General features: G+C 55.2%; 24 protein-coding genes, 1 riboswitch and 2 other annotated features. Of the genes, 4 read left to right on the top strand and 20 right to left on the bottom strand.

Annotation, left to right across the window (positions count from 1 at the left end; all coding sequences use genetic code 11):
* Nucleotides 1-22 precede the first annotated feature (22 nt).
* Both GHH_RS13685 and zapA read right to left on the bottom strand, forming a co-directional pair.
* Nucleotides 23-562, bottom strand: a complete 540-nt coding sequence (locus GHH_RS13685; RefSeq protein WP_015375563.1) for a CvpA family protein — start codon at nt 560-562, stop codon at nt 23-25.
* On the bottom strand, nt 555-830 hold the full coding sequence (gene zapA, locus GHH_RS13690; protein WP_015375564.1) for a cell division protein ZapA: 276 nt from the start codon (nt 828-830) through the stop codon (nt 555-557). Before zapA ends, GHH_RS13685 begins: the two co-directional genes overlap by 8 nt.
* A 111-nt stretch (nt 831-941) precedes the next feature.
* Between zapA and rnhC the strand changes: the two genes are divergently transcribed.
* Complete coding sequence (gene rnhC, locus GHH_RS13695) at nt 942-1,874, top strand: ribonuclease HIII (protein WP_015375565.1); 933 nt, start codon at nt 942-944, stop codon at nt 1,872-1,874.
* Nucleotides 1,875-2,016: 142 nt separating this feature from the next.
* Here the strand turns inward: rnhC and GHH_RS13700 are convergent, their stop codons facing one another.
* The 3 genes from GHH_RS13700 to GHH_RS13710 form a co-directional block, all read right to left on the bottom strand.
* Complete coding sequence (locus GHH_RS13700; protein ID WP_015375566.1) at nt 2,017-2,682, bottom strand: type 1 glutamine amidotransferase domain-containing protein; 666 nt, start codon at nt 2,680-2,682, stop codon at nt 2,017-2,019.
* Between the two features lie 228 nt (nt 2,683-2,910).
* Complete coding sequence (locus tag GHH_RS13705; RefSeq protein WP_015375567.1) at nt 2,911-6,075, bottom strand: MMPL family transporter; 3,165 nt, start codon at nt 6,073-6,075, stop codon at nt 2,911-2,913.
* Nucleotides 6,072-6,524, bottom strand: coding sequence for a MarR family winged helix-turn-helix transcriptional regulator (locus GHH_RS13710; protein ID WP_015375568.1), 453 nt, complete (start codon nt 6,522-6,524; stop codon nt 6,072-6,074). The genes GHH_RS13705 and GHH_RS13710 overlap by 4 nt, the downstream gene beginning before the upstream one ends.
* A gap of 279 nt (nt 6,525-6,803) precedes the next feature.
* Here GHH_RS13710 and GHH_RS13715 point away from each other — a divergent pair, with 279 nt between their 5' ends.
* Entirely contained in the window at nt 6,804-8,084 is a 1,281-nt protein-coding gene (locus GHH_RS13715) for an alkaline phosphatase (RefSeq protein WP_015375569.1), read from the top strand.
* 133 nt (nt 8,085-8,217) lie between these two features.
* On the opposite strand, the gene GHH_RS13720 is transcribed toward GHH_RS13715, so the two are convergent.
* From GHH_RS13720 to modA, 4 genes are all read right to left on the bottom strand, one after another.
* On the bottom strand, nt 8,218-8,526 hold the full coding sequence (locus GHH_RS13720; protein WP_015375570.1) for a contact-dependent growth inhibition system immunity protein: 309 nt from the start codon (nt 8,524-8,526) through the stop codon (nt 8,218-8,220).
* Nucleotides 8,527-8,608: 82 nt separating this feature from the next.
* The gene (gene crcB, locus GHH_RS13725; protein ID WP_015375571.1) at nt 8,609-8,959 is read right to left on the bottom strand and encodes a fluoride efflux transporter CrcB; all 351 of its coding nucleotides are present in this window, start codon (nt 8,957-8,959) and stop codon (nt 8,609-8,611) included.
* Complete coding sequence (locus GHH_RS13730; RefSeq protein ID WP_015375572.1) at nt 8,959-9,348, bottom strand: CrcB family protein; 390 nt, start codon at nt 9,346-9,348, stop codon at nt 8,959-8,961. Before GHH_RS13730 ends, crcB begins: the two co-directional genes overlap by 1 nt.
* 46 nt (nt 9,349-9,394) lie before the next feature.
* A riboswitch (Fluoride riboswitch) is annotated at nt 9,395-9,457 on the bottom strand.
* 150 nt (nt 9,458-9,607) lie between these two features.
* Nucleotides 9,608-10,399, bottom strand: a complete 792-nt coding sequence (gene modA, locus GHH_RS13735; RefSeq protein ID WP_015375573.1) for a molybdate ABC transporter substrate-binding protein — start codon at nt 10,397-10,399, stop codon at nt 9,608-9,610.
* Between the two features lie 240 nt (nt 10,400-10,639).
* On the opposite strand from modA, the gene GHH_RS13740 reads away from it, so the two are divergent.
* Nucleotides 10,640-11,563, top strand: a complete 924-nt coding sequence (locus tag GHH_RS13740; RefSeq protein WP_015375574.1) for a helix-turn-helix transcriptional regulator — start codon at nt 10,640-10,642, stop codon at nt 11,561-11,563.
* 112 nt (nt 11,564-11,675) lie between these two features.
* Here the strand turns inward: GHH_RS13740 and pheT are convergent, their stop codons facing one another.
* The 5 genes from pheT to GHH_RS13765 all read right to left on the bottom strand — a co-directional run bounded on the left by pheT (nt 11,676) and on the right by GHH_RS13765 (nt 17,657).
* Nucleotides 11,676-14,090, bottom strand: coding sequence for a phenylalanine--tRNA ligase subunit beta (gene pheT, locus GHH_RS13745; RefSeq protein ID WP_015375575.1), 2,415 nt, complete (start codon nt 14,088-14,090; stop codon nt 11,676-11,678).
* Between the two features lie 21 nt (nt 14,091-14,111).
* Entirely contained in the window at nt 14,112-15,146 is a 1,035-nt protein-coding gene (gene pheS, locus GHH_RS13750) for a phenylalanine--tRNA ligase subunit alpha (protein WP_015375576.1), read from the bottom strand.
* Nucleotides 15,147-15,188: 42 nt separating this feature from the next.
* Nucleotides 15,189-15,424: a binding site (T-box leader), on the bottom strand.
* Between the two features lie 87 nt (nt 15,425-15,511).
* Nucleotides 15,512-16,264, bottom strand: coding sequence for an RNA methyltransferase (locus tag GHH_RS13755; RefSeq protein WP_015375577.1), 753 nt, complete (start codon nt 16,262-16,264; stop codon nt 15,512-15,514).
* On the bottom strand, nt 16,261-16,785 hold the full coding sequence (gene msrA, locus GHH_RS13760; protein ID WP_013144533.1) for a peptide-methionine (S)-S-oxide reductase MsrA: 525 nt from the start codon (nt 16,783-16,785) through the stop codon (nt 16,261-16,263). The genes GHH_RS13755 and msrA overlap by 4 nt, the downstream gene beginning before the upstream one ends.
* A gap of 128 nt (nt 16,786-16,913) precedes the next feature.
* The gene (locus GHH_RS13765) at nt 16,914-17,657 is read right to left on the bottom strand and encodes an HI0074 family nucleotidyltransferase substrate-binding subunit (protein WP_015375578.1); all 744 of its coding nucleotides are present in this window, start codon (nt 17,655-17,657) and stop codon (nt 16,914-16,916) included.
* A gap of 127 nt (nt 17,658-17,784) precedes the next feature.
* Here GHH_RS13765 and sspI point away from each other — a divergent pair, with 127 nt between their 5' ends.
* A complete protein-coding gene (gene sspI / locus GHH_RS13770) occupies nt 17,785-17,994 on the top strand; it encodes a small acid-soluble spore protein SspI (RefSeq protein WP_015375579.1) in 210 nt (69 codons plus the stop codon).
* Between the two features lie 28 nt (nt 17,995-18,022).
* Here the strand turns inward: sspI and GHH_RS13775 are convergent, their stop codons facing one another.
* The 6 genes from GHH_RS13775 to infC form a co-directional block, all read right to left on the bottom strand.
* Nucleotides 18,023-19,111 (bottom strand): M42 family metallopeptidase, encoded by a 1,089-nt coding sequence (locus GHH_RS13775; protein WP_015375580.1) that lies wholly within the window; start codon nt 19,109-19,111, stop codon nt 18,023-18,025.
* Nucleotides 19,112-19,203: 92 nt separating this feature from the next.
* Nucleotides 19,204-19,689: a dUTP diphosphatase gene (locus GHH_RS13780; RefSeq protein WP_025039320.1), complete on the bottom strand. Its 486-nt coding sequence runs from the start codon at nt 19,687-19,689 to the stop codon at nt 19,204-19,206.
* A gap of 418 nt (nt 19,690-20,107) precedes the next feature.
* Nucleotides 20,108-20,359, bottom strand: coding sequence for a DUF1294 domain-containing protein (locus GHH_RS13785; RefSeq protein ID WP_041470570.1), 252 nt, complete (start codon nt 20,357-20,359; stop codon nt 20,108-20,110).
* A gap of 108 nt (nt 20,360-20,467) precedes the next feature.
* Complete coding sequence (gene rplT / locus GHH_RS13790; RefSeq protein WP_011232190.1) at nt 20,468-20,827, bottom strand: 50S ribosomal protein L20; 360 nt, start codon at nt 20,825-20,827, stop codon at nt 20,468-20,470.
* Nucleotides 20,828-20,852: 25 nt separating this feature from the next.
* Entirely contained in the window at nt 20,853-21,053 is a 201-nt protein-coding gene (gene rpmI / locus GHH_RS13795; protein ID WP_011232191.1) for a 50S ribosomal protein L35, read from the bottom strand.
* 13 nt (nt 21,054-21,066) lie between these two features.
* Nucleotides 21,067-21,588, bottom strand: a complete 522-nt coding sequence (gene infC / locus GHH_RS13800; RefSeq protein WP_074044349.1) for a translation initiation factor IF-3 — start codon at nt 21,586-21,588, stop codon at nt 21,067-21,069.
* A 56-nt stretch (nt 21,589-21,644) separates the two neighbouring features.
* Nucleotides 21,645-21,778: a sequence feature (ribosomal protein L20 leader region), on the bottom strand.
* Nucleotides 21,779-21,901 lie beyond the last annotated feature (123 nt).

The following is a 21,901-nucleotide window of genomic DNA, read 5'->3' on the forward strand; positions in this document are numbered from 1 at the left end:
GCAAAACCACGGCCGCGCTCGGTCAGACGCGGCCATGAATCCACCAGTTGCCAAGCATCTCCGACAACACCGGCGTATGTTTCACAATCACGGTCGCCATGAGCGAATGCTGCAGCTGTTCTTGGACGCTGTCAATCGGCACGAGCGCACCGATATACAAAAGCAAAAAGACAAGCAAATACACTTCCGCAAATCCGAGCGCCGCCCCGGCCAAGCGGTTGACGCTGCGCAACAGCGGCAACTGGGCGACGAAATCGAGCATCGAGCCAACGATTTGAAGCACGATTTTCACCACAAAAAATAAAAGTGCAAAGGAAATCGCCCGATAATAGGCATCGTCTAAATGGGTGCTCTGAAACAGCAGCTTCATCGTCTCCGGATCACCGAACGTCGGATACGGAATCCAAAGGCGCAATGTCGGCACCAACCGTTCATAATAGCGATAGGCGACGTAAAAGGCAATGAAAAACCCGGCCATATGAATGAATTGGAGAATAAAGCCGCGCTTCAGCCCGATCATCGCCCCCAGCAACAGGACAAACAACAGCACGACATCAATCATCCTGTTTCCCGTCCTTTTCCTGTTTCAGCTGTTCCGCCAGCCGTTGATATTCTTCTTTTAGTTTGAGATATTCACTGGCGATGTTGACGGCCGTCAACACGGCCAGCTTCGGCACATCAAGGAGCGGATTTTTCTCACTGAATTCATGCATTTTATCGTCAACGAACGCCGCCACGAGCCGGATGTGGGCCGGGCTTTCCGCGCCGACGATCGTGTAGTCTTGTCCATAGATGCGGACGCTCACCCGCGTTTTTGGCTGTTCTGTCAAGCTTTCTCCCCCATTTCGCCAAATCCTACTGTTTATCATATCATGAACGCTGGTATAATGGAAAGAAGCGACACACAGCAACGATAGAGAAGATAAAGGAGCGATCGAACGTTGTCAAACTATGTGATTCAAGCCGACCAACAGCTGCTTGACGCCTTGCGCGCCCACTACCAAGACGCCTTATCCGACCGGCTTCCGGCTGGAGCGTTGTTTGCCGTCAAGCGCCCGGATGTCGTCATCACCGCCTACCGCTCAGGCAAAGTGCTGTTTCAAGGGAAAGCGGCGGAGCAAGAAGCAGCGAAATGGATATCAGGGGCGAGCGCCTCAAACGAAACAGCTGACCACCAGCCGTCCGCTTTGGCAGCTCATCAACTCGGGTCTCTTTCCGCCATCGGTTCCGATGAAGTCGGCACCGGCGATTATTTCGGCCCGATCGTCGTCGCCGCCGCCTACGTGGATCGGCCGCATATCGCCAAAATCGCGGCGCTTGGCGTGAAAGATTCGAAACAATTGAACGATGAGGCAATCAAACGGATCGCCCCCGCCATCATGGAAACCGTGCCGCATGCGGTCACCGTGTTGGACAATGCCGAATACAACCGCTGGCAGCGAAGCGGCATGCCGCAGACGAAAATGAAAGCGCTCCTTCACAACCGGACGCTCGTGAAACTCGTTGACGCCATCGCGCCCGCCGAACCAGAAGCAATCATCATCGACGAATTTTTAAAACGGGATTCGTATTTCCGTTACCTTTCCGATGAAGATCGCATTATCCGCGAGCGGGTGCACTGCCTTCCCAAGGCGGAAAGTGTCCACGTATCAGTCGCCGCCGCCTCGATCATCGCCCGCTATGTGTTTTTAGAGGAGATGGAGCAATTATCCCGCGCCGTCGGCCTCCCGCTTCCAAAAGGTGCCGGCGCCATCGTTGACGAAGCCGCCGCCCGGATCATCCGCGCGCGGGGGGAAGAAGCGCTCGCGGCGTGCGCCAAGCTTCATTTCGCCAATACGAAAAAGGCGCTTGCCATCGCCAAGCGCCGGAAGTGAAGGAGTGGAATTGATGAACAATGATGTTTGTTTGAGTTTATCTAGCACCACGGGTAATATGTGTGTCCCTGCATCCCGTCATGAAGAAAGGGTGCCCCGTTCTCTTGGGACACCCCCTTGCCGCACATTCAGCCTTTATCGCTCACGCCCGCTCTTCCAGCGCGGCGACGACTTTCTCCGCCGTGCTTCGGCTCGATTGCGGGTTTTGCCCAGTGATCAAGTTGCCGTCGCGCACGGAGAAATCGGTCCACTTCTCGCCGTGGACGAAATTCGCCCCGCGCAGGCGCAGCGTCGACTCGAGCAAAAACGGCATATGCACATCAAGCCCGACTTCACGCTCTTCTTCATCCGTAAATGACGTGACCGTTTTTCCTTTCACAATCGGCGTGCCGTCTTTGTATGTGGCGTTCACCAGCCCTGACGGACCGTGGCAGACAGCGGCGATGATGCGCCCGTCTTCGGCAAACTGCTGCAAGACGTATTGCAGCGTTTCATTGTCGGGAAAATCGAACATCGTCCCGTGTCCACCGGGAAGGAAAATGGCGTCAAACCCGTGTGCATCGTCCTTGCTTAAACGTGTTGTGTTCTTCAGCACTGCTTCCGCCTCCGCCCAAGACGGGTCTTTTTCATTGATGCTGCGCGGGTCAAGCGGCACCTCGCCGCCTTGAATGCTCGCCACTTTCACGTCATACCCTTTTTCTTTAAATACCAAATACGGTACGGCAAACTCCTCAAGCCAAAGCCCGGTTTTATGGTCGTCGGTGATCGTCGTATGGTTCGTCACCACCATGAGCACTCGTTTCGTCATGCGGCAGCCCTCCTTTAGGTTTTGGAATGTTCTCTACTACTCATCATACTTTATGTTGGGCAAAAGAGGAAAAAATATGCTTTGTGAAATGGAAAAGGAATGAATCGCTGGCGGACGATCAAGCAACGAGCACCTATATTTCGTTGATGAGGAGAGGCGGCATCGTGCCAGCTCTCCTGAAAAAGAACGCCGCCCCCAGCATGCGGGGAGCGGCGTTGACTCGCCTTCCTAACTGATTTTTTGTTGTTCCAGACCATCCACTTCGCTCACTGGCTGCCGAAACGGCCACCAGTTCGCGCGGCCGAACGTGCGGACCATGACCGGCACAAACAGCGGCAGAACGACGAGGGCGTAAAGGAGAAGCCCCGTCAGCACAATCGTCGCGATTTGCAAGAGCGACAAGACGCCGGACGGATACATCGCGGCGAACGTTCCGCCTAAAATGACGGCGGCCGAGATGATGACCGTCCCCATATGGCCCATCGCCGACAGCATCGCTTCCTTCACCGGCCGGCCGCGGTATTCGTTGAACCGATCCATGAGGAAGATGCTGTAGTCGATGCCAAGCGCCAACAGCAACACAAAGGCGAAGAACGACACCGCCCAGTTCAAGCCGGCATAGCCGAGGCCGTTGACGAAAATGAGTTCGGTGACGGCCATCGATGTGTAATACGTCAGGACGAGCGACAAGATCAAATAGAGCGGCATGATAAGCGAACGAAGGAGCGCTGCGAGCACGATGGCGATGCCGATCAACATCAGCACGGCCGTCCGTTTATAGTCGGCGTTTGAGATCGCCTGCAAATCGGCGTACGTGCTTGTGACGCCGCCGACAGCGATCGTCGCGTCTTCCCACTTCGTCCCTTTCACCGCCCGCTCAGCGGCGGCGTGAATGTCATCCACACGGCTGAGCGCCGATGTCGAATACGGATTTTCTTTTAAAATGACATCAAACGTCACGATGCGCCGGTCTTTCGACATATACGCGTCTTTCGCCTGCGCAAAGTCTTTGCTTTCGCGCGCTTCCTTCGGCATGTGCCAGCCAGCCATGTCTTTCTCCGGCGCCGATGACAAATCGGCTAAATACGTTTCCGCCGTTCCGAGGCCGTCCGCCACTTTATGCAGACCGGACGCGCTTTGGTCCAAGCCGTTTACAAGCTGGTCGAGCTGGCCGCCAAGGGCGGAGAAATGCTCAAGCAATTGGCGCTGGCCGCCGTTCACTTGCTCAAGCCCTCGGGAGAATTGCGGCAATTGGTCGACCGCCTGTTTCTGGCCGTCGGCCGCTTTCGTCAACCCGGCTTCGAGCTCCGAAAGCCCGGCGATGATCCGGTCCAAGCCGCCGTTGACCGCCGCTTGGCCGGCCGCAAGCTGGGCGAACGAGTCGTTCGCTTTCGCCAAGCCGGCGCGCGCCTGCTCAAGCGCCCCGTTCAACTGTACGAGGCCGTCCGCCATTTCGTTCGTCTTTTCGGACAAGGCGGCGACCGTCATTTTCGCTCGTTGATATTGGGCGTCTTGCGCGAGCTCCGGGTGCGCCTGTTCGACTTGCGCAAGCATCGCCTGCACGGCGGCGAGCTGATTGGCGACGGCCTTTAATCCCGCTTCGATTTGCCGGTACTGGCCGCTTAATGCCGACAGCCCTTGTTCCGTCTGCTTGTAGCCGTCAAGCAGCTGCGCGGCGCCTTCCTGCAACTTTTTCGCATTGTCGCGAAGCGTCACTAAGCCGTTTTGCAGCTCGCCGGCGCCCACCGCTCCACGACGCACGCCTTGTTCGATTTGACTAAGGCCGTTTTGCAGCTGGCGCAGACCGTCTTCAAGCCGCTCCGTTCCAGAGACGAGCTGGCCGATGCCGGATGACGCCTGCTTGAGCTGCGGCGCGGACGAGGACAATTTTTCGCTTGCCGTCTCAAGTCCGGCGCCGATTTTCTCAATCCCCTCTTTGCCGGCGCCGAGGCCGTCTTTGAGCTGTTTCGCTTGTTCGGTGACATACAGCTCCTGAATCGGCTCTCCGGTCGGACGCGTCGCCGAGCGGACGCTTGCCACGCCATCAACTTTTTCGATCTCGCGGCTCATTTTCTCTATCAACGCCAGCCCTTCTTCCGAATCAAGTGGCTCTTTGCTTTTTACCACCACCTGCGTCGGCATGGCATCTCCCGGATTGAAATGATCGGCGATGATGCGAAATGCTTTGACCGAACGGTAATGATCGCCAATCTCTTCCATGGAGTCAAACGACAGCTTGCCGTTGTATGTCGCGAGCACCGGCACCGTCACAATCCCAACAATCGCCAGCGCCAGAAGCGGACGGGCGAAGGCAAAGCGACCGGCGGCGAGCCAAAGCCGGCTTTGCCCGTGCTCAAGCTTCCCGCGCACCGGCCAAAACAGCTTCTCGCCAAGCACTGCCATGAAAAACGGCACGAGCGTCATCAAGGCGGCAAGCAAGACCGCGACCCCAACGGCGACGGCCGCCGCCGATTGGTACAGCTTAAACGTCGACAACCCGATCGCCGCAAAGCCGATCATGACGGCAATGCCGCTTGCCGCCACCGTTTTCCCAGCCGTCCGGTACGTGGCGATAATCGCTTCCACCCGATCGCCGCGTTTCGCCAGTTCTTCTTTAAACCGGCTCAGCAGCAAAATGCAATAGTCGGTCCCAATGCCAAACAACACCGCCACTAAAAACGTTTGCGTGAACGTCGACAGGGGGAAATTCACTTTATCTACTAAAAACGCAACAACCGACTGCGAGACGACATACGTCGCCCCGACCGCGAGCAGCGGAATGAGTGGCGCCACCGGCGAGCGGAACACGGCGAGCAACACAATTAAAATAAAGACGACCGTGATCCCTTCCGTTTTCTTCACGCCTTCCTGCGAGCTCGCTACGACATCTTCATCGATCATCCAGCCGCCGGTGAAATAATGCTCGACCTTGACGCCATCGACTGCTTTATACAGGGCGTCGGTCAATTGCTTCGCCGTCCGCCCAGCCGGGTCGATGCTGACGGAAATGAGCATCGTCGTTCCATCTTTGGAGATGAGTTCTTTTTCCAGCTCCCGGTTGGCAAACGGCGAGACGATGTCCGTGACATGAAGTTCCTCTTTTTTCTTTTCGAGCGCGTTTACCGCCCGTTCAATCTCTTTTTTGTCATCCGCCGTCAATCCGCCTTTTTGGTAAAAGACAAGCACCGCGGAGCGTTCGTTTTGTTTGTTTTCCTGGCTGTTCGCCTCTTTGATCAATTTTGCCGCTAATGACGACGAGTAGCCGTCCGGCACGCTCAGCTGCCCTTTTTCCCTGACAAGCTCGCCCATGTTCGGCGCCGTCGCCATGAGCACGGCCGCGATGGCGATCCATGCCGCAAGTACGAGCCATTTTCCTTTGATGATCGCTCTCATGTCGCTTCTTCCACCTCCTGCAGCACGCGGGCCAACCGTTCATACGTGCGGATGAATGTTTCGATCTCCTCCTCTGGAAAGCGGGCGATCACTTCTTCGACGAGCCGATAGACGCTCCGGTCCATCTCCTTCACCCATGCTTCCCCGTGCTCTGTCAGCGATAAGACGATGACGCGCCGGTCGTTCTTGTCACGGTCGCGGCGCAGCCAGCCTTTGTCGACGAGGCGATTCGTCATCGCCGTCACCGCGCTTTTGTTCACGCCAAACATCGCCGCGAGCTCCGTTGACGTGCACGCCCCCCGCCGGCGGATGTAGCGAAGCAAATAATATTGATCGTGCGTCATCTCTTCGCAAAGGCTGTCTTTGACAAGCGCCGCGCCGCGTTTCATCACGAGAAACGACACGGACAAATAGCGGTCGATCCATTCGTCGATGTTTCGTTCCGGCATTCCTTCACCTCCATTTGTTCAACAATTGAACAATTTGTCCAAACATCTCCCTCGGGACGGCGGCTTTTTTTATTTAGTTCAATGATTGAACTGTTAGTAACGATACCAAGGAAAAAAGAAAAAGTCAACGAGAAATGTGAGCAAAAGAACATCGAGTCTGTCCTCCCATTCCGAAACAAAGGAAATGTTTTCAAAATGATTACACGGCCTTCACGAACGCTTAACATCCAGCTTGTACGATAAAAGTGACCAAATCATCTGAAAAAGGAGAGGAGAACGATGTTCCGATCGAAACGCCGCACCGCTTTGCTCATTGCCGGGCTGAGCGCCGGACTGACGCTTTATCATGCTAGTCAAGCTGCATGGGCCGCCCCAACGAAACAATCGAAGCCGCCTGAAGTGAAAAATGTCATCCTTTTTGTCGGCGATGGCATGGGCACCGCGCATCGCAACGCCATTCGCCTCGCTACAAAAGGATTGAGCGGGGAATTGGAAATGGACAGCATGCCGTACAGCGGCCTCGTCCATACGAACTCTGCCGACGCGAAATCATTCATTACCGACTCCGCCGCGGCGGCGACTGCCATCGCCTCAGGCGTGAAAACATACAACGGCGCCATTTCCGTTGATCGACAAGGGAAACCAGTGGAAACGATTTTGGAACAAGCGAAAAAAGCCGGCAAGGCAACAGGGCTTGTCACGACCGCCCAAGTGACGGACGCCACACCGGCCGCGTTTGCCGCCCACACCGCCAGTCGTTCGGCGCAAAGCGACATCGCCAAGCAATACATTGAACAAACGAAAGTGGACGTCATTTTGGGCGGCGGGGAAGATTACTGGTATCCTAATGGAAATCCTGGCTATTACCCCGACCATCCAGCCGAAGATCCGGAAGAAGCAAGCAAAGGCACGCAAGGAAACTTGGTTGAACGCGCCAAGCAGCTCGGCTACACGTACGTCCGCACCGCCGATGAGCTGAAACAAGCGTCCGGCCGCAAGCTGCTTGGACTGTTTGCCAACGAAGAAATGTTCCAGCAGCGACCGGAAGGGGAAGGGGATGTGTACAATCCCGTCGTGTCGCTGCCCGATATGACAAAAAAAGCGCTTGACGTGCTGTCGCAAAATAAAAAAGGCTTTTTCCTCGTTGTCGAAGAAGAAGCCATTGATGAAATGAGCCATGAAAACAACGGATCGCTTATGATCAAAGCGGGCCAGCAGCTTGACGAAGCGGTCGCCGCAGCGAAACAGTACGCCAAGCGCCATCGGGATACGCTCGTCCTCGTGCTCGCCGACCATGAATGCGGCGGCTTGACGATCGAAACGCCGGGCGGCACGGATGAGTCGGGAGACGGCAAAACGATCTCCGGCGAAGACGGCCCGTTTCCAATCGCCCGCTCTACGCAAACGTTCGCCCTCGACTGGACGACAACGGGCCACACCGCCGCCGATGTGCCGCTGACGGCCATGGGCCCGGGAGCGGAGCGATTCGCCGGCGTGTACGAAAATACACGCATTCATGATATTCTTGAAGAATTATTGTTTGGAAAAAGCAAAAGATAACGCCATCCGTGCTTCGGTCGTTGTCCTTCACCGACCTCCGTTTCCCCGCGAACGAATCGGTTGCGGGGAAACGGTTTTGATCCATTGACCCGCGCGGACTGCCCAAAGACAAGTGAAAAATGGTTTTTCATCATCAAGAAGACGTTTCATCAAGAATGCACAAGACACGTTCAATGAACGCTTCGCCATCCTCGAATTCAATATACCGTAAACGATTATCATGCAAAAAGACTTCAACTTTTTTAAAGGTTTCCCTGTCGGCTTGGGCGATGACTGTTCGCAAATCAGCCAACTCTCTCCGCAATGCGTTGACCAAACATTCCGGTTCATAATCGCGAAAATCACGAACCCGATCATCAAACTCATCATCATCGATCGATTGGTTATAGTAGCCATCGACAAAATATCGCAATGTCTTGAATCTCTCTTCCACTCTTGCCATTTTCGTCGCCTCCCCTGGCTCAACGAATCGCAATCTCTTTTCTCCCCGATCAGAAATCAAGCCCATTTTTCGTTGCCGCTCATCACCGCCCCACGCGATAGCCAAACCACGCGAGCCACACGCCACACAAATACGTAGCCGCCAAATAAACGACAACCTTCGCCCACTGGCGTTGCTGCATCATTTGCACGCTTTCCCAGTTGAAGGTCGAAAACGTGGTGAACGCCCCCATAAAGCCGGTGCCGACAAGCAGTTTTTCAGTATCGGCGGCGCCGCTTCCGGCGAGCCAGCCGAGCAAAAAGGACCCAAGCAAGTTGACAATGAGCGTCCCTATGGGAAAACGCGGCGAACGCCGAGCCGCCCAGCGGCTGATGAGATAGCGGGCCATGGCGCCGAAAAAACCGCCGATCGCCACAAACAGCGGTGCGTACATTATCCAATCCCTTCCTTCCGTTCCGGTTGAGCGGCGGCATATCCAGCCCATGAGGCGAGCAACCCGCCAAACAGGCTGGCGGCGATATACACGGCCGCCATGCCAAAGCGCCCTTGTTCCATCAATTCCACACATTCAACACTGAGCGTCGAAAACGTCGTATACGAGCCGATGAACCCGGTCGTCGCCGCTGTTTTCAGCCACGGCGGCCAAGACGGGCGGCGGGTGAACACCACCGTAAGCCAGCTGAGCAAAAACGAGCCGGTCCAGTTCACCAAAAGCGTTCCGAGCGGAACCCCTCCCAACCAGGCAGCGGGCACGACAAGACCAACGACATAGCGGACAAGCGCGCCGATCATGCCGGCTGCGCCGACGGCGAGATAGACCAATAACCATCCCTCCTTCGTAAAATAAACAGACTCCTGCCGCTTTTCATTTGCAGCAGGAGTCATCAGCCGGAAGCCGGCGGTTATGGCGAACTCCATCGCCTATAACGTTTTCTTGTTTGTTATTTTACCATATGTCCCCTTCCCATGTGAAGGACAGCAAACAGGCGGCATTTTGCCAAAAAAGAAGGCTGATTGTGCTAGGCTTCTCTAGTTGAGAAAAGACAGGATTCAGCGGTATTTTTACTCGCCCACCAGTCTTCTAGCGGGCGCGGCGAAATCCGTGCTCTTCGAACATTTGCAACGCTGGACCGCTTGTCAAATACGAGTAAAACTGTTGCGCCTCCTTGAGATGTTTGCTCGTCTTGACAACACCAAGCGGATAGACGATCGGGTCGTGCATGCCGCTTGGCACGGCGGCGACGATATTGACGTTCTCCGAGGCGAGCGCGTCCGTCCGGTACACAAATCCGGCGTCGACGTTGCCGGTTTCCACATACGTCAACACTTGGCGAACGTCTTTCGCGTACACGAGCTTCGGTGCCACCTTCTCCCACAGCCCCGCCTTCTCCAATGTTTGTTTCGCGTACATACCGGCCGGCACCGATTCGGGGATGCCGATGGCGATCCGTTTGGCGCGGATGATGTCATCGAGCGACTGAACCGCTCCTTCCCCTTGTTTTGGCGCAATGAGGACGAGTTCGTTCGCCAGCACTGTTTTTTCGTGTTTGGAATCGATCAACCCTTCTGCTTTCAATTTTTCAAACGGCTCAGCGGCCGCCGAAAAGAAAAGATCGACCGGCGCCCCTTCGGAAATTTGCTTTTGCAACGCGCCCGACGCACCGAAATTGTATTGGATGCGGATGTTCGGATGCTTTCGTTCAAACGCCGTTTTCGCTTCTTCCAGCGCTTCTTGCAGACTGGCGGCGGCGGAGACGGTGAGCTCCACTTTATCCGCCGGTTTCGTTTGCCCCTTCCCCTCTTTTGAGCCGCTGTCGCAGCCATACAAGCCGAACAGCAAGAGCAATGCGGCAAGCCATGCGATTTTTCGCATCTGTCTCCCCCTTATCTTTTTATATGTAATGATATCTAATTATAAATAATAATAAGTATATAAGTTGTAATAAAGATTTTCCGATTGCTCGATTCTGTTTTCCTTCATACAAGTCAGTTTGGTAGAATGCGGCGGGCGCTCTACTGGATGTAAAACAAAGTTTCAACTTATATAGTTAGGAAAGAAAAATTTTTCCCCATGCGTTCTTTGCGCTACAATGAAAGAAAGGAGGATGGCATGATGACGGAGCCGCAGTCATACACGATTGAAGAAATCGCTTCCTTATTAAAAGTGTCCAAACTAACGGTGTACGATTTAGTGAAAAAAGGGAAGCTGCCCGCCTTTCGCGTCGGGCGGCAAATGCGGATTACCGCGGATGATCTTCGCCGGTACATCGACGGGCAAAAAGGGGAGACAAGTCCCGTTTCTTCCGCCGTTTCACGGCCGGTCGAAGCCGCCGTTCGCCCCATCATCATCAGCGGCCAAGATGCGGCGCTCGATTTGCTTGGCGTCCATCTGGAAAAAAACGGCCCTTATCAATCGCTCCGCACCTACACGAGCAGCCTCAATGGGCTGATCGCCCTGTATAAAGGGCAATGCGACATCGTCAGCGTGCATTTGTTTGACGGGCAGACAGGCGAGTACAACCGTCCGTATGTGGAAAAGCTGTTGACAGGCCATGCGTACATCATGGTGAACGTCATGCGCCGGCCGATTGGATTTTATGTGTCAAAAGGCAATCCTCGCAGCATTCAAACGTGGCACGACTTAGGAAGGAGCGACGTCGTGATCGTCAATCGGGAGAAAGGGGCCGGGGCGCGCGTCCTGTTAGATGAACAGCTGCGCCTGCATGGATTGTCGCCGTCCGCCATTCGCGGCTATGAACGCGAGGAAACAAGCCATTTGAGCGTCGCCTCCGCGGTGGCGTCAGGTCTCGCCGATGTCGGCATCGGCACGGAAAAGGTGGCGCGAATGGCCGGCGTCGAGTTCATTCCGCTAATGAACGAACAGTATGATGTCGTCATGCTGCGGACGCCGGAGAATGAATCGCTCATCGCTTCCGTGCTCGACGTGCTCCGCTCCGATTCGTTCCGCGCCGAACTCGAAGCGCTCGGCGGGTACGATGTGTCGCAAACCGGGCGCATTATGGCTGAACGCGGCTGACAGGGCATCCGCCTTTGTTGGCATCCTTCGTTTTCTGAATCTGTTTGAAAACGAGCTCTCATCAAAAAAAGCTGTTCCAAAAGCGAGTCGCTTTTTGGAACAGCTTTTCGTTTTACCCGCGCAGCACCGCGCCAAATTGTTTCTCGACTGCGGCGAGCACCCGCTCGTGGACGGCGGCGACTTCTTCATCCGTGAGCGTCCGCTCCGGATCATAGAAGCGGAGCGAGAAGGCGAGCGATTTTTTCCCGTCCGGCAGGCGCTCGCCTTGGTAGACGTCAAAGAGGGAGACGTCTTTGACAAGCGGTTTCCCGGCTTCGGCGATCGCCTGCTTCAAGGCGCCGGCTTCGACCATTTCGTCAACGACCAAGGCGATGTCGCGCACGACCGACGGGAAGCGCGGAATCGGCTCGTAGCGGATCGCTTCACTTTCGGCGTTCAACAGCTCGGCCAAGGCGAGCTCGAACACGTACGTTTCTTTCAAATCGTACTCTTTTTGCACGGCCGGATGGAGCTGGCCGACAAAGCCGATGACCCGGCCGTCAAGCACAATGTCCGCCGTCCGTCCCGGATGCAAATCGGCGCGCTTGGCCGGTTTGTATTCGATGCGGGCGGCAAGTCCAAGCAAGTCAAACAGGCCATCCAAAATCCCTTTGGCAACGTAAAAATCAACGGCCTTTTTCTCGCCTTGCCACAAATGGGCGTGCCATAAGCCGGTGAGAACGCCGGCGAGGCGCTCTTTTTCCGCTGGTTGGACGCCTTCTCCTTTGGACAAGTAGACAGAGCCGATTTCGTACAAGGCGACGTTCTCGACTTGGCGGGCGCGGTTGTAGCTCGCCGCTTCAAGCAGATGCGGAATTAAGCTTTGCCGCAAAACGCTCCGCTCTTCGCTCATCGGCAGCGCCAAGCGGACCAATTCGGCCGTCTCAAGCGCAAAGCGCGCCGCTTTGTCCGGGCTCGTCAACGAATACGTGATGGCTTGGAACAAGCCCGCCCCTTCCAAATAGCGGCGGACGCGGCGGCGCTTCGCCTGATGCGGCGTGAGTCCGCCCGGCTTCGCCTCCGCCACCGGCAGCGTCGCCGGCAGACGGTCGTAGCCATACAGGCGCGCCACTTCCTCGATGATGTCTTCTTCAATCGCAATGTCGCGCCGACGCGACGGGACATCGATCGTAAACGTTCCGTTGTCTTCTGTGAACGGAAATTGCAAATTCGAAAGAATCACGGCCACTTCCTCTTTCGACATCGCCGTGCCGAGGACACCGTTGATGCGTTCGAGCGTGACCGTCACCGCCACCGGCTCCTCACGCCACACGCTCGCTTCCACGACGCCGCCGACGACCTCGCCGCCGGCGTATTCGGCCATCAGGGCGGCGGCGCGCTCGAGCGCTTCTTTCGTCCGCGCCGGATCGATGCCTTTTTCAAACCGAGTGCTCGCTTCGCTGCGCAGCCCGTGGTCTTTTACCGCCTGGCGGATGACCGGGCTTGTAAAGTACGCCGCTTCAATAAACACGGTTTTCGTGTCATCGCGCACTTCCGAATTCGCCCCGCCCATCACCCCGGCTAAGGCGACCGGCTCGCGGCCGTTCGTGATGACAAGGTGGTCTTCGGTCAGCTTCCGTTCGACATCATCGAGCGTGACAATCGTTTCGCCTGCCTTTGCGCGGCGGACGACAATTTCCTGCGAACCGAGGCGGTCGTAGTCAAACGCATGAAGCGGTTGGCCATACTCAAGCAAAATGTAGTTCGTAATGTCGACGACGTTGTTGTGCGGGCGAATGCCGGCTGCCATCAAGCGCGCTTGCATCCAAAGCGGCGACGGGCCGATCCGGACGTTTTTCACGATCCGCCCGGCGTACAGCGGGTTGTCTTCCGGCGCCTCGACGCGGACGGAAATGTAGTCGTGAACGTTTTCGTTCGTTTCTTTGACCGCCGCTTTCGGCAGCTTTACTTCACGTCCGAGAATGGCCGCGACTTCATAGGCGACGCCGATCATGCTTAAACAGTCGGCGCGATTGGGCGTCAAAGACAGTTCGAGCACTTCATCGTGCAAGCCGAGCCATTCCAGTGCATCGGCGCCGACCGGCGCATCGCTCGGAAAGACGAAAATGCCGTCTGCATACTCTTTCGGCACGACTTTCGTTTCGACGCCGAGCTCTTGGAGCGAACAAATCATTCCGTTCGATTCTTCCCCGCGCAGCTTCGCCCGTTTGATTTTGAAATTGCCCGGCAGCACCGCCCCGACTTTGGCGACGGCGACCTTTTGCCCTTTGGCGACGTTCGGGGCGCCGCAAATGATTTGCACCGGCTCGCCTTCGCCAAGGTCAACGAGGCATTTCCGCAGTTTATCCGCGTTCGGGTGCGGCTCGCACTCGAGCACATGGCCGATGACGACGCCGTTCATCCCGCGGTCGAGCGCCTCAACCCGCTCGACTTCAATGCCGCTTTTCGTGATGCGATCAGCGAGTTCCGCGGCGGTGACCCCCGTCAAATCGACGTACTCGCTCAGCCAACGGTAAGACACGAGCATGGAAAACCCCTCCTTTTTCTGTTACACACGCAAAAATTGCCGCAAGAAACGTAGATCGTTTTGATAGAAATGACGGATGTCGTCAATGCCGTACTTCAGCATCGCGATCCGCTCCGGCCCCATGCCGAACGCAAAGCCGGTGTACGTTTTCGAATCAAAGCCGGCCATCTCAAGCACGTTCGGATGCACCATGCCGGCTCCTAAAATTTCGATCCAGCCGGTGCCTTTGCAGACGCCGCAGCCCCGCCCTTCGCATCGGAAGCAGGACACATCGACTTCGACCGACGGCTCGGTGAACGGGAAAAAGCTCGGCCGGAAGCGGATGTCGCGCCCTTCCCCGAACAGCTTGCGGGCAAATTCGCGCAGCGTCCCTTTCAAATCGCTCATCCGGATGTTCCGATCCACAACCAATCCTTCAATTTGCGTAAACTGGTGCGAATGCGTCGCATCGTCCGTATCGCGGCGGTACACTTTGCCCGGACAAATGATTTTCACCGGGCCGCGCCCGCGGTGTTTTTCCATCGTCCGCGCCTGCATCGGCGATGTGTGGGTGCGAAGCAAAATCTCCTCCGTGATGTAAAACGAATCTTGCATATCGCGGGCCGGGTGGCCTTTCGGCAAATTGAGCGCCTCAAAGTTGTAATAGTCGGTCTCGACTTCCGGCCCTTCGGCGACCGTATAGCCCATGCCGATAAACAAATCTTCAATTTCTTCAATGACGCGCGTCAGCGGATGGGGATTGCCAAGACTCACAGGTCGTCCCGGCAGCGTCACATCGATCGCTTCGGCGGCCAGCTTCCGCTCGACTTCCTCCTGTTCCAGTTTCGCTTGTTTCGCCTCGAGCGCCTGCTGAATCGCCGCTCTCACTTCATTGGCCAGCGCGCCGAGTTTCGGGCGCTCTTCCGGCGGCAATGCCCCCATGCCGCGCAGCACTTCGGTGATCGGCCCTTTTTTGCCCAAGTAAGCGACGCGCACGTCATTCAGTGCTTTGACGTCTTTCGCCTCATCGATTCGGCGAAGCGCTTCTTGCTTCAGCTCGTACAGCCGTTCTTTCACTTGAGTCCCTCCTCTATCCAAAATAAAAAACCCGCCCCCCCGGTAAGGGACGAGTTGTTGCTCGCGGTACCACCCTTGTTAACAGCACAAATGTGCTGTTCGCTTCATTGCGATAACGGCCGAAAGCCGGAACACCTTTACATCCCCTTTTGGGATGGTCCCGGTGTCAACTCGGGAGGTGAACTTCACTTGCGTCAGCCATAAAAACGCTCCCAGTCTCCGGCGTTTTCTCCCTGGATGGCGAGCAGCAAGCTACTTTTCTCCGTCATCGTTGTTGTCCGTATGGGAAATTGTCGCTATTCATTATACGCAAATGAGTGGGCAAAGGCAAGGTCAGGCCGAAATTTCTTTGCGCAGCTCATCGTTTACCGCACCGCCTGCAAGGAATAAAGCAAAATTCCGGCCGCGACGGCGACATTCAGCGACTCGGCTTGGCCGTAAATCGGGATGTAGATGGTTTCCGTCGTCATCTCGAGCCATTCGCGCCGGACGCCGCTTCCTTCATTGCCGACGAGCAAGGCGAAGGAAGACGAAGGCGGAACGGTGCGGTAATCGACGGCATTCTCCAAGGCCGTTCCGTACACCGGAATGCCCTGCTCCTTGAAACGCGCGATCCATTGCACCAAATCGCCTTTGACAACCGGAAGATGAAACAGCGACCCTTGCGTCGCCCGCACGACTTTCGGATTGTACACATCGGCGCACCCTTCGCCAAGGATGACAGCATCGATCCCGGCGGCATCGGCGGTGCGAATCATCGTCCCGAGATTGCCCGGGTCTTGCACGGCGTCAATGAGCAAGGCGGTCTTCACACCTTCAAGCTCGGCTGGCAACTTTCGGCACACCGCGGCGATGCCTTGCGGCGTCTCCGTGCTGCTGATCGCCTTCATCACCGCTTCGGTCACGATCACAACCGGGACGCTGACGTCCCAGCCGGGCGGGATGGCTGTCCGCTCGTCCACCATCAGCTCAACAAGCGGCGCGTTGCTTTTTACAGCCTCTTCGACAAGATGAAACCCTTCAAGCAAAAACAATCCGGTCTCATCGCGCCCTTTTTTGGTCAGCAGCTTTTTCCATTGTTTGACGCGCGCATTTTTCGGCGATTCGATCCGCTTCACCGTTTCGTCCCCCAATGTTTGGCGATAAACTCGTCGCGCCCGGACGCGGCGCGGTCTTGTTTGTAATGCTCCGGATTTTTCTTATGGTAGTTTTGATGATACTCTTCCGCCGGGTAAAACGTCGTCGCCGGCAAAATTTTCGTTACAATCGGCTTCGAGAAGCGCCCGCTTTCCTCGAGCGCCCGCTTTGACTGCTCGGCGAGCTGGCGCTGTTTTTCGTTATGGTAAAAAATCGCCGTCCGGTATTGCGGCCCGCGGTCGTGAAACTGGCCGCCGTCATCGGTCGGGTCGATTTGACACCAATACAGCTCCAACAGCCGCTCATACGGAAAGACGTCCGGGTCAAACGTGATTTGCACCGCTTCGTAATGGCCGGTCGTGCCGGTTTTCACTTGCTCGTATGTTGGGTTTTCGACATGCCCGCCCGTATAGCCGGAGACGATGCCGTAAATGCCGTCAAGCTCCTCAAACGGCGTCACCATGCACCAAAAGCAGCCGCCGGCGAATGTCGCTTTTTCCATTGTGTCGTCACCTCATTCGTCAAGTTTCTTCATTTGATTATAACAAAATGTGTGCCGTTGTCATCTTTCACGACCAAAGCCAAGTTCCTTCACAAAGCCAGGCTCGTTCCGTTCCGCACGCCGGCCGCTCATGTCACTGAGTCAAGCTGTCGTTTCATTTCGTCAAGCAAACGGTCAAACAGCGGGATATAGTGTGTACGGATGCGTTCGTAAATGTCCATCGCCGTTTCTTCGTCATACGTATGGGACGTCCGGTTGCGGTCTTCGAGCATGCGAAGCCATGTCTCTCCGTCTTGAATCAACCCTTCCCGAAACGCCTCGCGAATCGTTTTCCTCGGACTCGTCACTTCAGCGTATCCCTGATGCTCCAAATAAAGTTTCATCCATTTCCATGCTAGTTCGTACGTGAATTCAAAGCGTTGAATGGTCGCATCAACAACAAGGTCATCCGTTTGAGCGTCTCTTGCGGCACTTTGCCGGAGTTTGGAGAGCGCCCGTTCGAAATCGTAAAATCGATCCATCAGCCGGCTCATGGTGACCATCACCTTCCCGTGCTCGTTCGTTTGAAAAATCGTCTTTCCTTCTTGGTCAATATTCATTTTTAGCTGTTCGTTGTGAATTTGATTGTAATCAACAACATCGATCGGATAAATGATCGGAAGTTCATCCAAGTCCGATTGCAGGAGGTACAGCGGGCCTCCCGGTTTTCGAAATTGGATCGCCAAATCGATATCCGATCCTTCCTTGTAATCGCCTCGTGCTCTTGAGCCGAACAAAATGACTTTTTCAATGACATCAGCATAACGGGAAAATAGATGGAGCAGTTGGCGAAATACCGTTCGTTCCAATCCATAGAGCGGTTTCTCGTCCATCGTCGCCATCACTCATTTCGGTCTAGTTTTTCCTCTATTATACCATATACGAGAGCCGCTCCATGTATAAATCCGCCGCCATTGGCAAACGATAACGGTGTACAATACGGCCAATGAGGTGAGACAAATGGATTTGAACTTGCGGAAAGCCATTATGCACAACGTCGCCAACAACTCGAAAGAACAGCTCGAGAATACAATCGAGGACGCGATCCAGCGTGGCGAGGAAAAATATTTGCCCGGCCTCGGCGTCCTCTTTGAAGCCATTTGGACGCACGCCAATGAACAGCAAAAAGACATGATGCTCACCACGCTCGAGCAGGCGGTTAAACAATGACGAACACCGGCCGAATTGGCCGGTGTTTTTATTCGTCAAACGTCAGTTGTTTCACTTTGTCGGCGTCAAGCCGTTTGATCACTTCGACAAGCAGCTTGACCGTGTTCTCGTAGTCGTCGCGATGCAAAATGGCGGCGTGCGAGTGGATGTAGCGCGTCGGGATGGCGATCGTGAGCGACGGAACGCCGCTGCCCGTTAAATGAATCGCTCCCGCATCCGTACCGCCGCCCGGCATGGCATCAAAATGGTACGGAATGTTCAGCTCTTCCGCCACTTCGATGACGAATTCGCGCAAGCCGCGGTGCGACACCATCGTCGCGTCGTACAGGACGATGTGCGGGCCGGCGCCGAGTTTGCCCATCGCTTCTTTTTCCGACACGCCCGGTGTATCGCCGGCAATGCCGACATCCACCGCAAAGGCGATATCCGGCTGAATGAATTGGGCGGCCGTGCGCGCGCCGCGCAAGCCGACTTCTTCCTGCACCGTGCCGACGCCGTATACCGTGTTTGGATGGTCGACGCCTTTCAGCTGCTTGAGCACATCGATGGCGACCGCACAGCCGATCCGGTTGTCCCATGCTTTCGCGAGCAGCATTTTTTCATTGTTCAATACCGTAAATTCAAAATACGGCACGATCATATCGCCCGGGCGGACGCCCCACTCCATCGCTTCCTCGCGGCTTGTCGCGCCGATGTCGATGAACATATCTTTGATTTCCACCGGTTTTTTGCGCGCCTCCGGCGGCAGAATGTGCGGCGGCTTCGAACCGATGACGCCGGTGATGTCGCCTTTTTTCGTCACGATCGTCACGCGCTGGGCGAGCATTACTTGGCTCCACCATCCGCCAAGCGTTTGGAAGCGGATGAATCCTTTGTCGTCGATTTGCGTCACCATAAAGCCGACTTCATCCAAATGGCCGGCGATCATCACTTTCGGCCCGCCCGATTTCCCTTCTTTTTTGGCGATCAAGCTGCCGAGGCCATCCGTTGTCACTTCATCCGCATACGGAGCTATGTATGTCTTCATCACATCGCGCGCTTCCCGCTCATTGCCCGGGACGCCTTTCGCATCGGTCAGCGCTTTCAGCATCGTCAACGTTTCGTCCAACTTCGCCATCTTGGCACCCCTTTCCGGTTTTGTCCACTTTTTTATTATACTTGAAAAGGCTGACGATTGGCAAAATGAATCATTCGCCACCCGAAAAAAGATCAGTAGCGCTCGTTTTGCCGCTTGTGGTTCACTTCATTTTTCCGCCGATACGCCGCCTCGATGTCGTCGGAAGAAAAACCGAGCGCCACGCCAAGCCGCCAATACTCCGCAAACAGCGCATCATATTCCCCTCGCGCTCTCGTCTCCCCGAACCGCTCGGCGGCGCGAAAGATGGCCAAAAACTGCTCAACAAGCGGCCGCTCGACAGCCGGAAGCTCCCGGCTTTCATAAAACAGCCCGCAATCCAGCCCGAGCGACAGCAAAAAATGCAAACCGTCGACATATTCCTCCAGCACCCGTTCCGCCGGCGCCGACGGTTTCACGCTCCAAAATTTAAAACAGCGCGTCTCATTGGCCAGCTCCCCAAGTTCGACGAGAAACGCAAGCATTTTCCGATTGAACAAGTCCTCATGCATAAGGCCGTGCTCTGTTTCAATCCGCTCATCCAACATGCGCTGCATATCGTAAAGCAAAGGCCAATTCATCCTATTTCGCGCAGGAGACTCCCACTTCAACGACCAAAGGGAGTAAGTGGGAGAGGAATGCGCGTTCCCCCTTTCTTTTGTGTATGATATAATAAAGGCGTGGAGAAAACCGTTCAATAAAGGCACTCCAATAACTGCTACTCGATGTATGGAGTTGGTTACAGGAAACGTTGTAACCGTAAAACATCGAGCGTAGGTCCGTCTGTTGTGTGTGGAAGCCAAGTACTGCCAACAGACACACCGAGAGAATCGGTAACGATGCAGGCATGACCTGCGTCGTTGGGTAGTCGTCAACCTGCCCCCTGATGCAACCCCAAGTCAAGGAAGGAGGACGAAGTCCGTTTGCACTTCTGGGGAGTTGCAAGCCCCCACTTCAAGCGTTAGCTAAGTGGGAGTAGTTGACTCTCTCCTCCCCTTTCTACCTCATCCATCGCCAATAGAGAAACAGCTCCACCGCTGCCAACAGCGGCAAGCCATAGCCAAAAGCCCGATGGCGCGTTTTATGGCGAAACGTGTACATTCCAGCTGCCGCACCGATGGCCCCGCCCGCAAACGCCAGCAGCCAAAGCGTCCGCTCGGCGATGCGAAAGCGGCGGCGTTTCGCTTTTTGTTTGTCGAGCCCCATCATAAAAAAGGCAAGAAGATTGATCGCTATTCCGTATTGTACCATATCCATCCCTTTCCTTGACAGAAAAACAGCAGCGCTGATCGGCTTTCAAGCCCCCCATTTCGTTGCCGAAAAAAAAACGGCCACCCTTTGTTAGGATGGCCGTCATGGTTACTTATTCAAGTTCGCTTTCGCCAAATCGGCGAGTTGAGCAAATGCCGCTTGGTCGTTCACCGCCAAGTCGGCGAGCATTTTCCGGTTCACTTCCACGCCGGCCAGCTTCAAGCCGTGCATCAAACGGCTGTAGGACAAGCCATTTTGGCGAGCCGCTGCGTTGATGCGGACAATCCACAGTTTGCGGAAGTCGCGCTTCCGTTGACGGCGGTCGCGATACGCATACATGAGCGATTTCATCACTTGTTGGTTCGCGACTCTATATAATGCGTGTTTCGCGCCGAAATAGCCTTTTGCGAGTTTTAACACTTTTTTGCGACGTCTGCGCGTCACTGGTCCACCTTTTACGCGTGGCATAATCGTTCCCTCCTATAGTCGGTCGTTATTTCAAGTTGTCAAGCATTTGGCGGATGCGTTTGAAATCGCCAGGCGAGACAAGCGTCGCTTTGCGGAGATGACGCTTTTGTTTTTTCGTTTTATTGGCAAACAAGTGGCTCGTGTACGCGTGGCCGCGTTTTAATTTGCCGCTGGCCGTTTTTTTGAACCGTTTCGCCGAGCCGCGGTGAGTTTTCATTTTTGGCATCGCAGGTTCCTCCTTACTTGTTGTCGTTTTTCGGTGCGAGCACTAAAAACATGTTGCGCCCGTCCATTTTCGGCGCCGTTTCGACAACGGCAATGTCGGCGCACGCTTCCGAGAAGCGGTCAAGGACGCGCTGCCCAATTTCTTTATGGGTGATCGCCCGACCTTTAAAGCGGATCGTCGCCTTCACTTTATCGCCTTTTTCCAAAAACTTGCGCGCATTGCGCAGCTTCGTGTTGAAGTCATGCTCCTCGATCGTCGGGCTGAGGCGCACCTCTTTGACGTTGATCACTTTTTGTTTTTTGCGCGCTTCTTTCTCTTTCTTCTGCTGCTCGAAGCGGAATTTGCCGTAGTCCATGATGCGGCAAACGGGCGGTTTGGCGTTCGGCGCGACAAGCACAAGATCCAAGTTGCGTCTTGCCGCAATCTCAAGCGCCTCCTGCTTCGACTTGATGCCAAGCTGTTCGCCGTTTTGGTCGATCAAGCGCACTTCACGGGCACGAATTTGTTCGTTGATAATAAAATCTTTGCTAATAATGAGCCACCTCCAAGGTTTTTTCCGACTGGCTTGTTTGCCAGCAGAGCCCCACTTCCAGCCAAAAAAAAGCGCAGATGCACAAAGCACCCGCGCAGTACGTCCTTACACTCGCATTGACGAACCGTAACAACCTGCCAACAGCCGTCTTGGCGTCGGTCAGGTGAGAAGCGGGGTGCTTCTGCTTTTGTTACAAACAAGCCATCATTCCACTTTATACACTATACCACCTTGGCGATGGCATGTCAAGGAGCGGATCTTGATAAACACAACGCCCTTTATTATAGCGGATCAACATTCAATTGGCAAGAGAAAA

The organism is Geobacillus sp. GHH01, from assembly GCF_000336445.1.
GTDB lineage: Bacteria > Bacillota > Bacilli > Bacillales > Anoxybacillaceae > Geobacillus > Geobacillus zalihae.

Bases quoted from the DNA above. Each gene is read 5' to 3' on its own strand.
- GHH_RS13780 (WP_025039320.1), bottom strand. From the start codon at position 19,689: ATGAATTGGCCTTTGCTTTACGATATGCAGCGCATGTTGGATGAGCGG.
- msrA (WP_013144533.1), bottom strand. From the start codon at position 16,785: ATGGAAAAAGCGACATTCGCCGGCGGCTGCTTTTGGTGCATGGTGACG.
- rpmI (WP_011232191.1), bottom strand. From the start codon at position 21,053: ATGCCAAAAATGAAAACTCACCGCGGCTCGGCGAAACGGTTCAAAAAA.
- sspI (WP_015375579.1), top strand. From the start codon at position 17,785: ATGGATTTGAACTTGCGGAAAGCCATTATGCACAACGTCGCCAACAAC.
- GHH_RS13700 (WP_015375566.1), bottom strand. From the start codon at position 2,682: ATGACGAAACGAGTGCTCATGGTGGTGACGAACCATACGACGATCACC.
- crcB (WP_015375571.1), bottom strand. From the start codon at position 8,959: ATGTACGCACCGCTGTTTGTGGCGATCGGCGGTTTTTTCGGCGCCATG.
- GHH_RS13720 (WP_015375570.1), bottom strand. From the start codon at position 8,526: ATGGCAAGAGTGGAAGAGAGATTCAAGACATTGCGATATTTTGTCGAT.
- GHH_RS13685 (WP_015375563.1), bottom strand. From the start codon at position 562: ATGATTGATGTCGTGCTGTTGTTTGTCCTGTTGCTGGGGGCGATGATC.
- GHH_RS13715 (WP_015375569.1), top strand. From the start codon at position 6,804: ATGTTCCGATCGAAACGCCGCACCGCTTTGCTCATTGCCGGGCTGAGC.
- GHH_RS13705 (WP_015375567.1), bottom strand. From the start codon at position 6,075: ATGAGAGCGATCATCAAAGGAAAATGGCTCGTACTTGCGGCATGGATC.
- GHH_RS13710 (WP_015375568.1), bottom strand. From the start codon at position 6,524: ATGCCGGAACGAAACATCGACGAATGGATCGACCGCTATTTGTCCGTG.
- GHH_RS13775 (WP_015375580.1), bottom strand. From the start codon at position 19,111: ATGGCGAAGTTGGACGAAACGTTGACGATGCTGAAAGCGCTGACCGAT.
- GHH_RS13785 (WP_041470570.1), bottom strand. From the start codon at position 20,359: ATGGTACAATACGGAATAGCGATCAATCTTCTTGCCTTTTTTATGATG.
- modA (WP_015375573.1), bottom strand. From the start codon at position 10,399: ATGCGAAAAATCGCATGGCTTGCCGCATTGCTCTTGCTGTTCGGCTTG.
- GHH_RS13740 (WP_015375574.1), top strand. From the start codon at position 10,640: ATGACGGAGCCGCAGTCATACACGATTGAAGAAATCGCTTCCTTATTA.
- GHH_RS13765 (WP_015375578.1), bottom strand. From the start codon at position 17,657: ATGGACGAGAAACCGCTCTATGGATTGGAACGAACGGTATTTCGCCAA.
- rplT (WP_011232190.1), bottom strand. From the start codon at position 20,827: ATGCCACGCGTAAAAGGTGGACCAGTGACGCGCAGACGTCGCAAAAAA.
- pheT (WP_015375575.1), bottom strand. From the start codon at position 14,090: ATGCTCGTGTCTTACCGTTGGCTGAGCGAGTACGTCGATTTGACGGGG.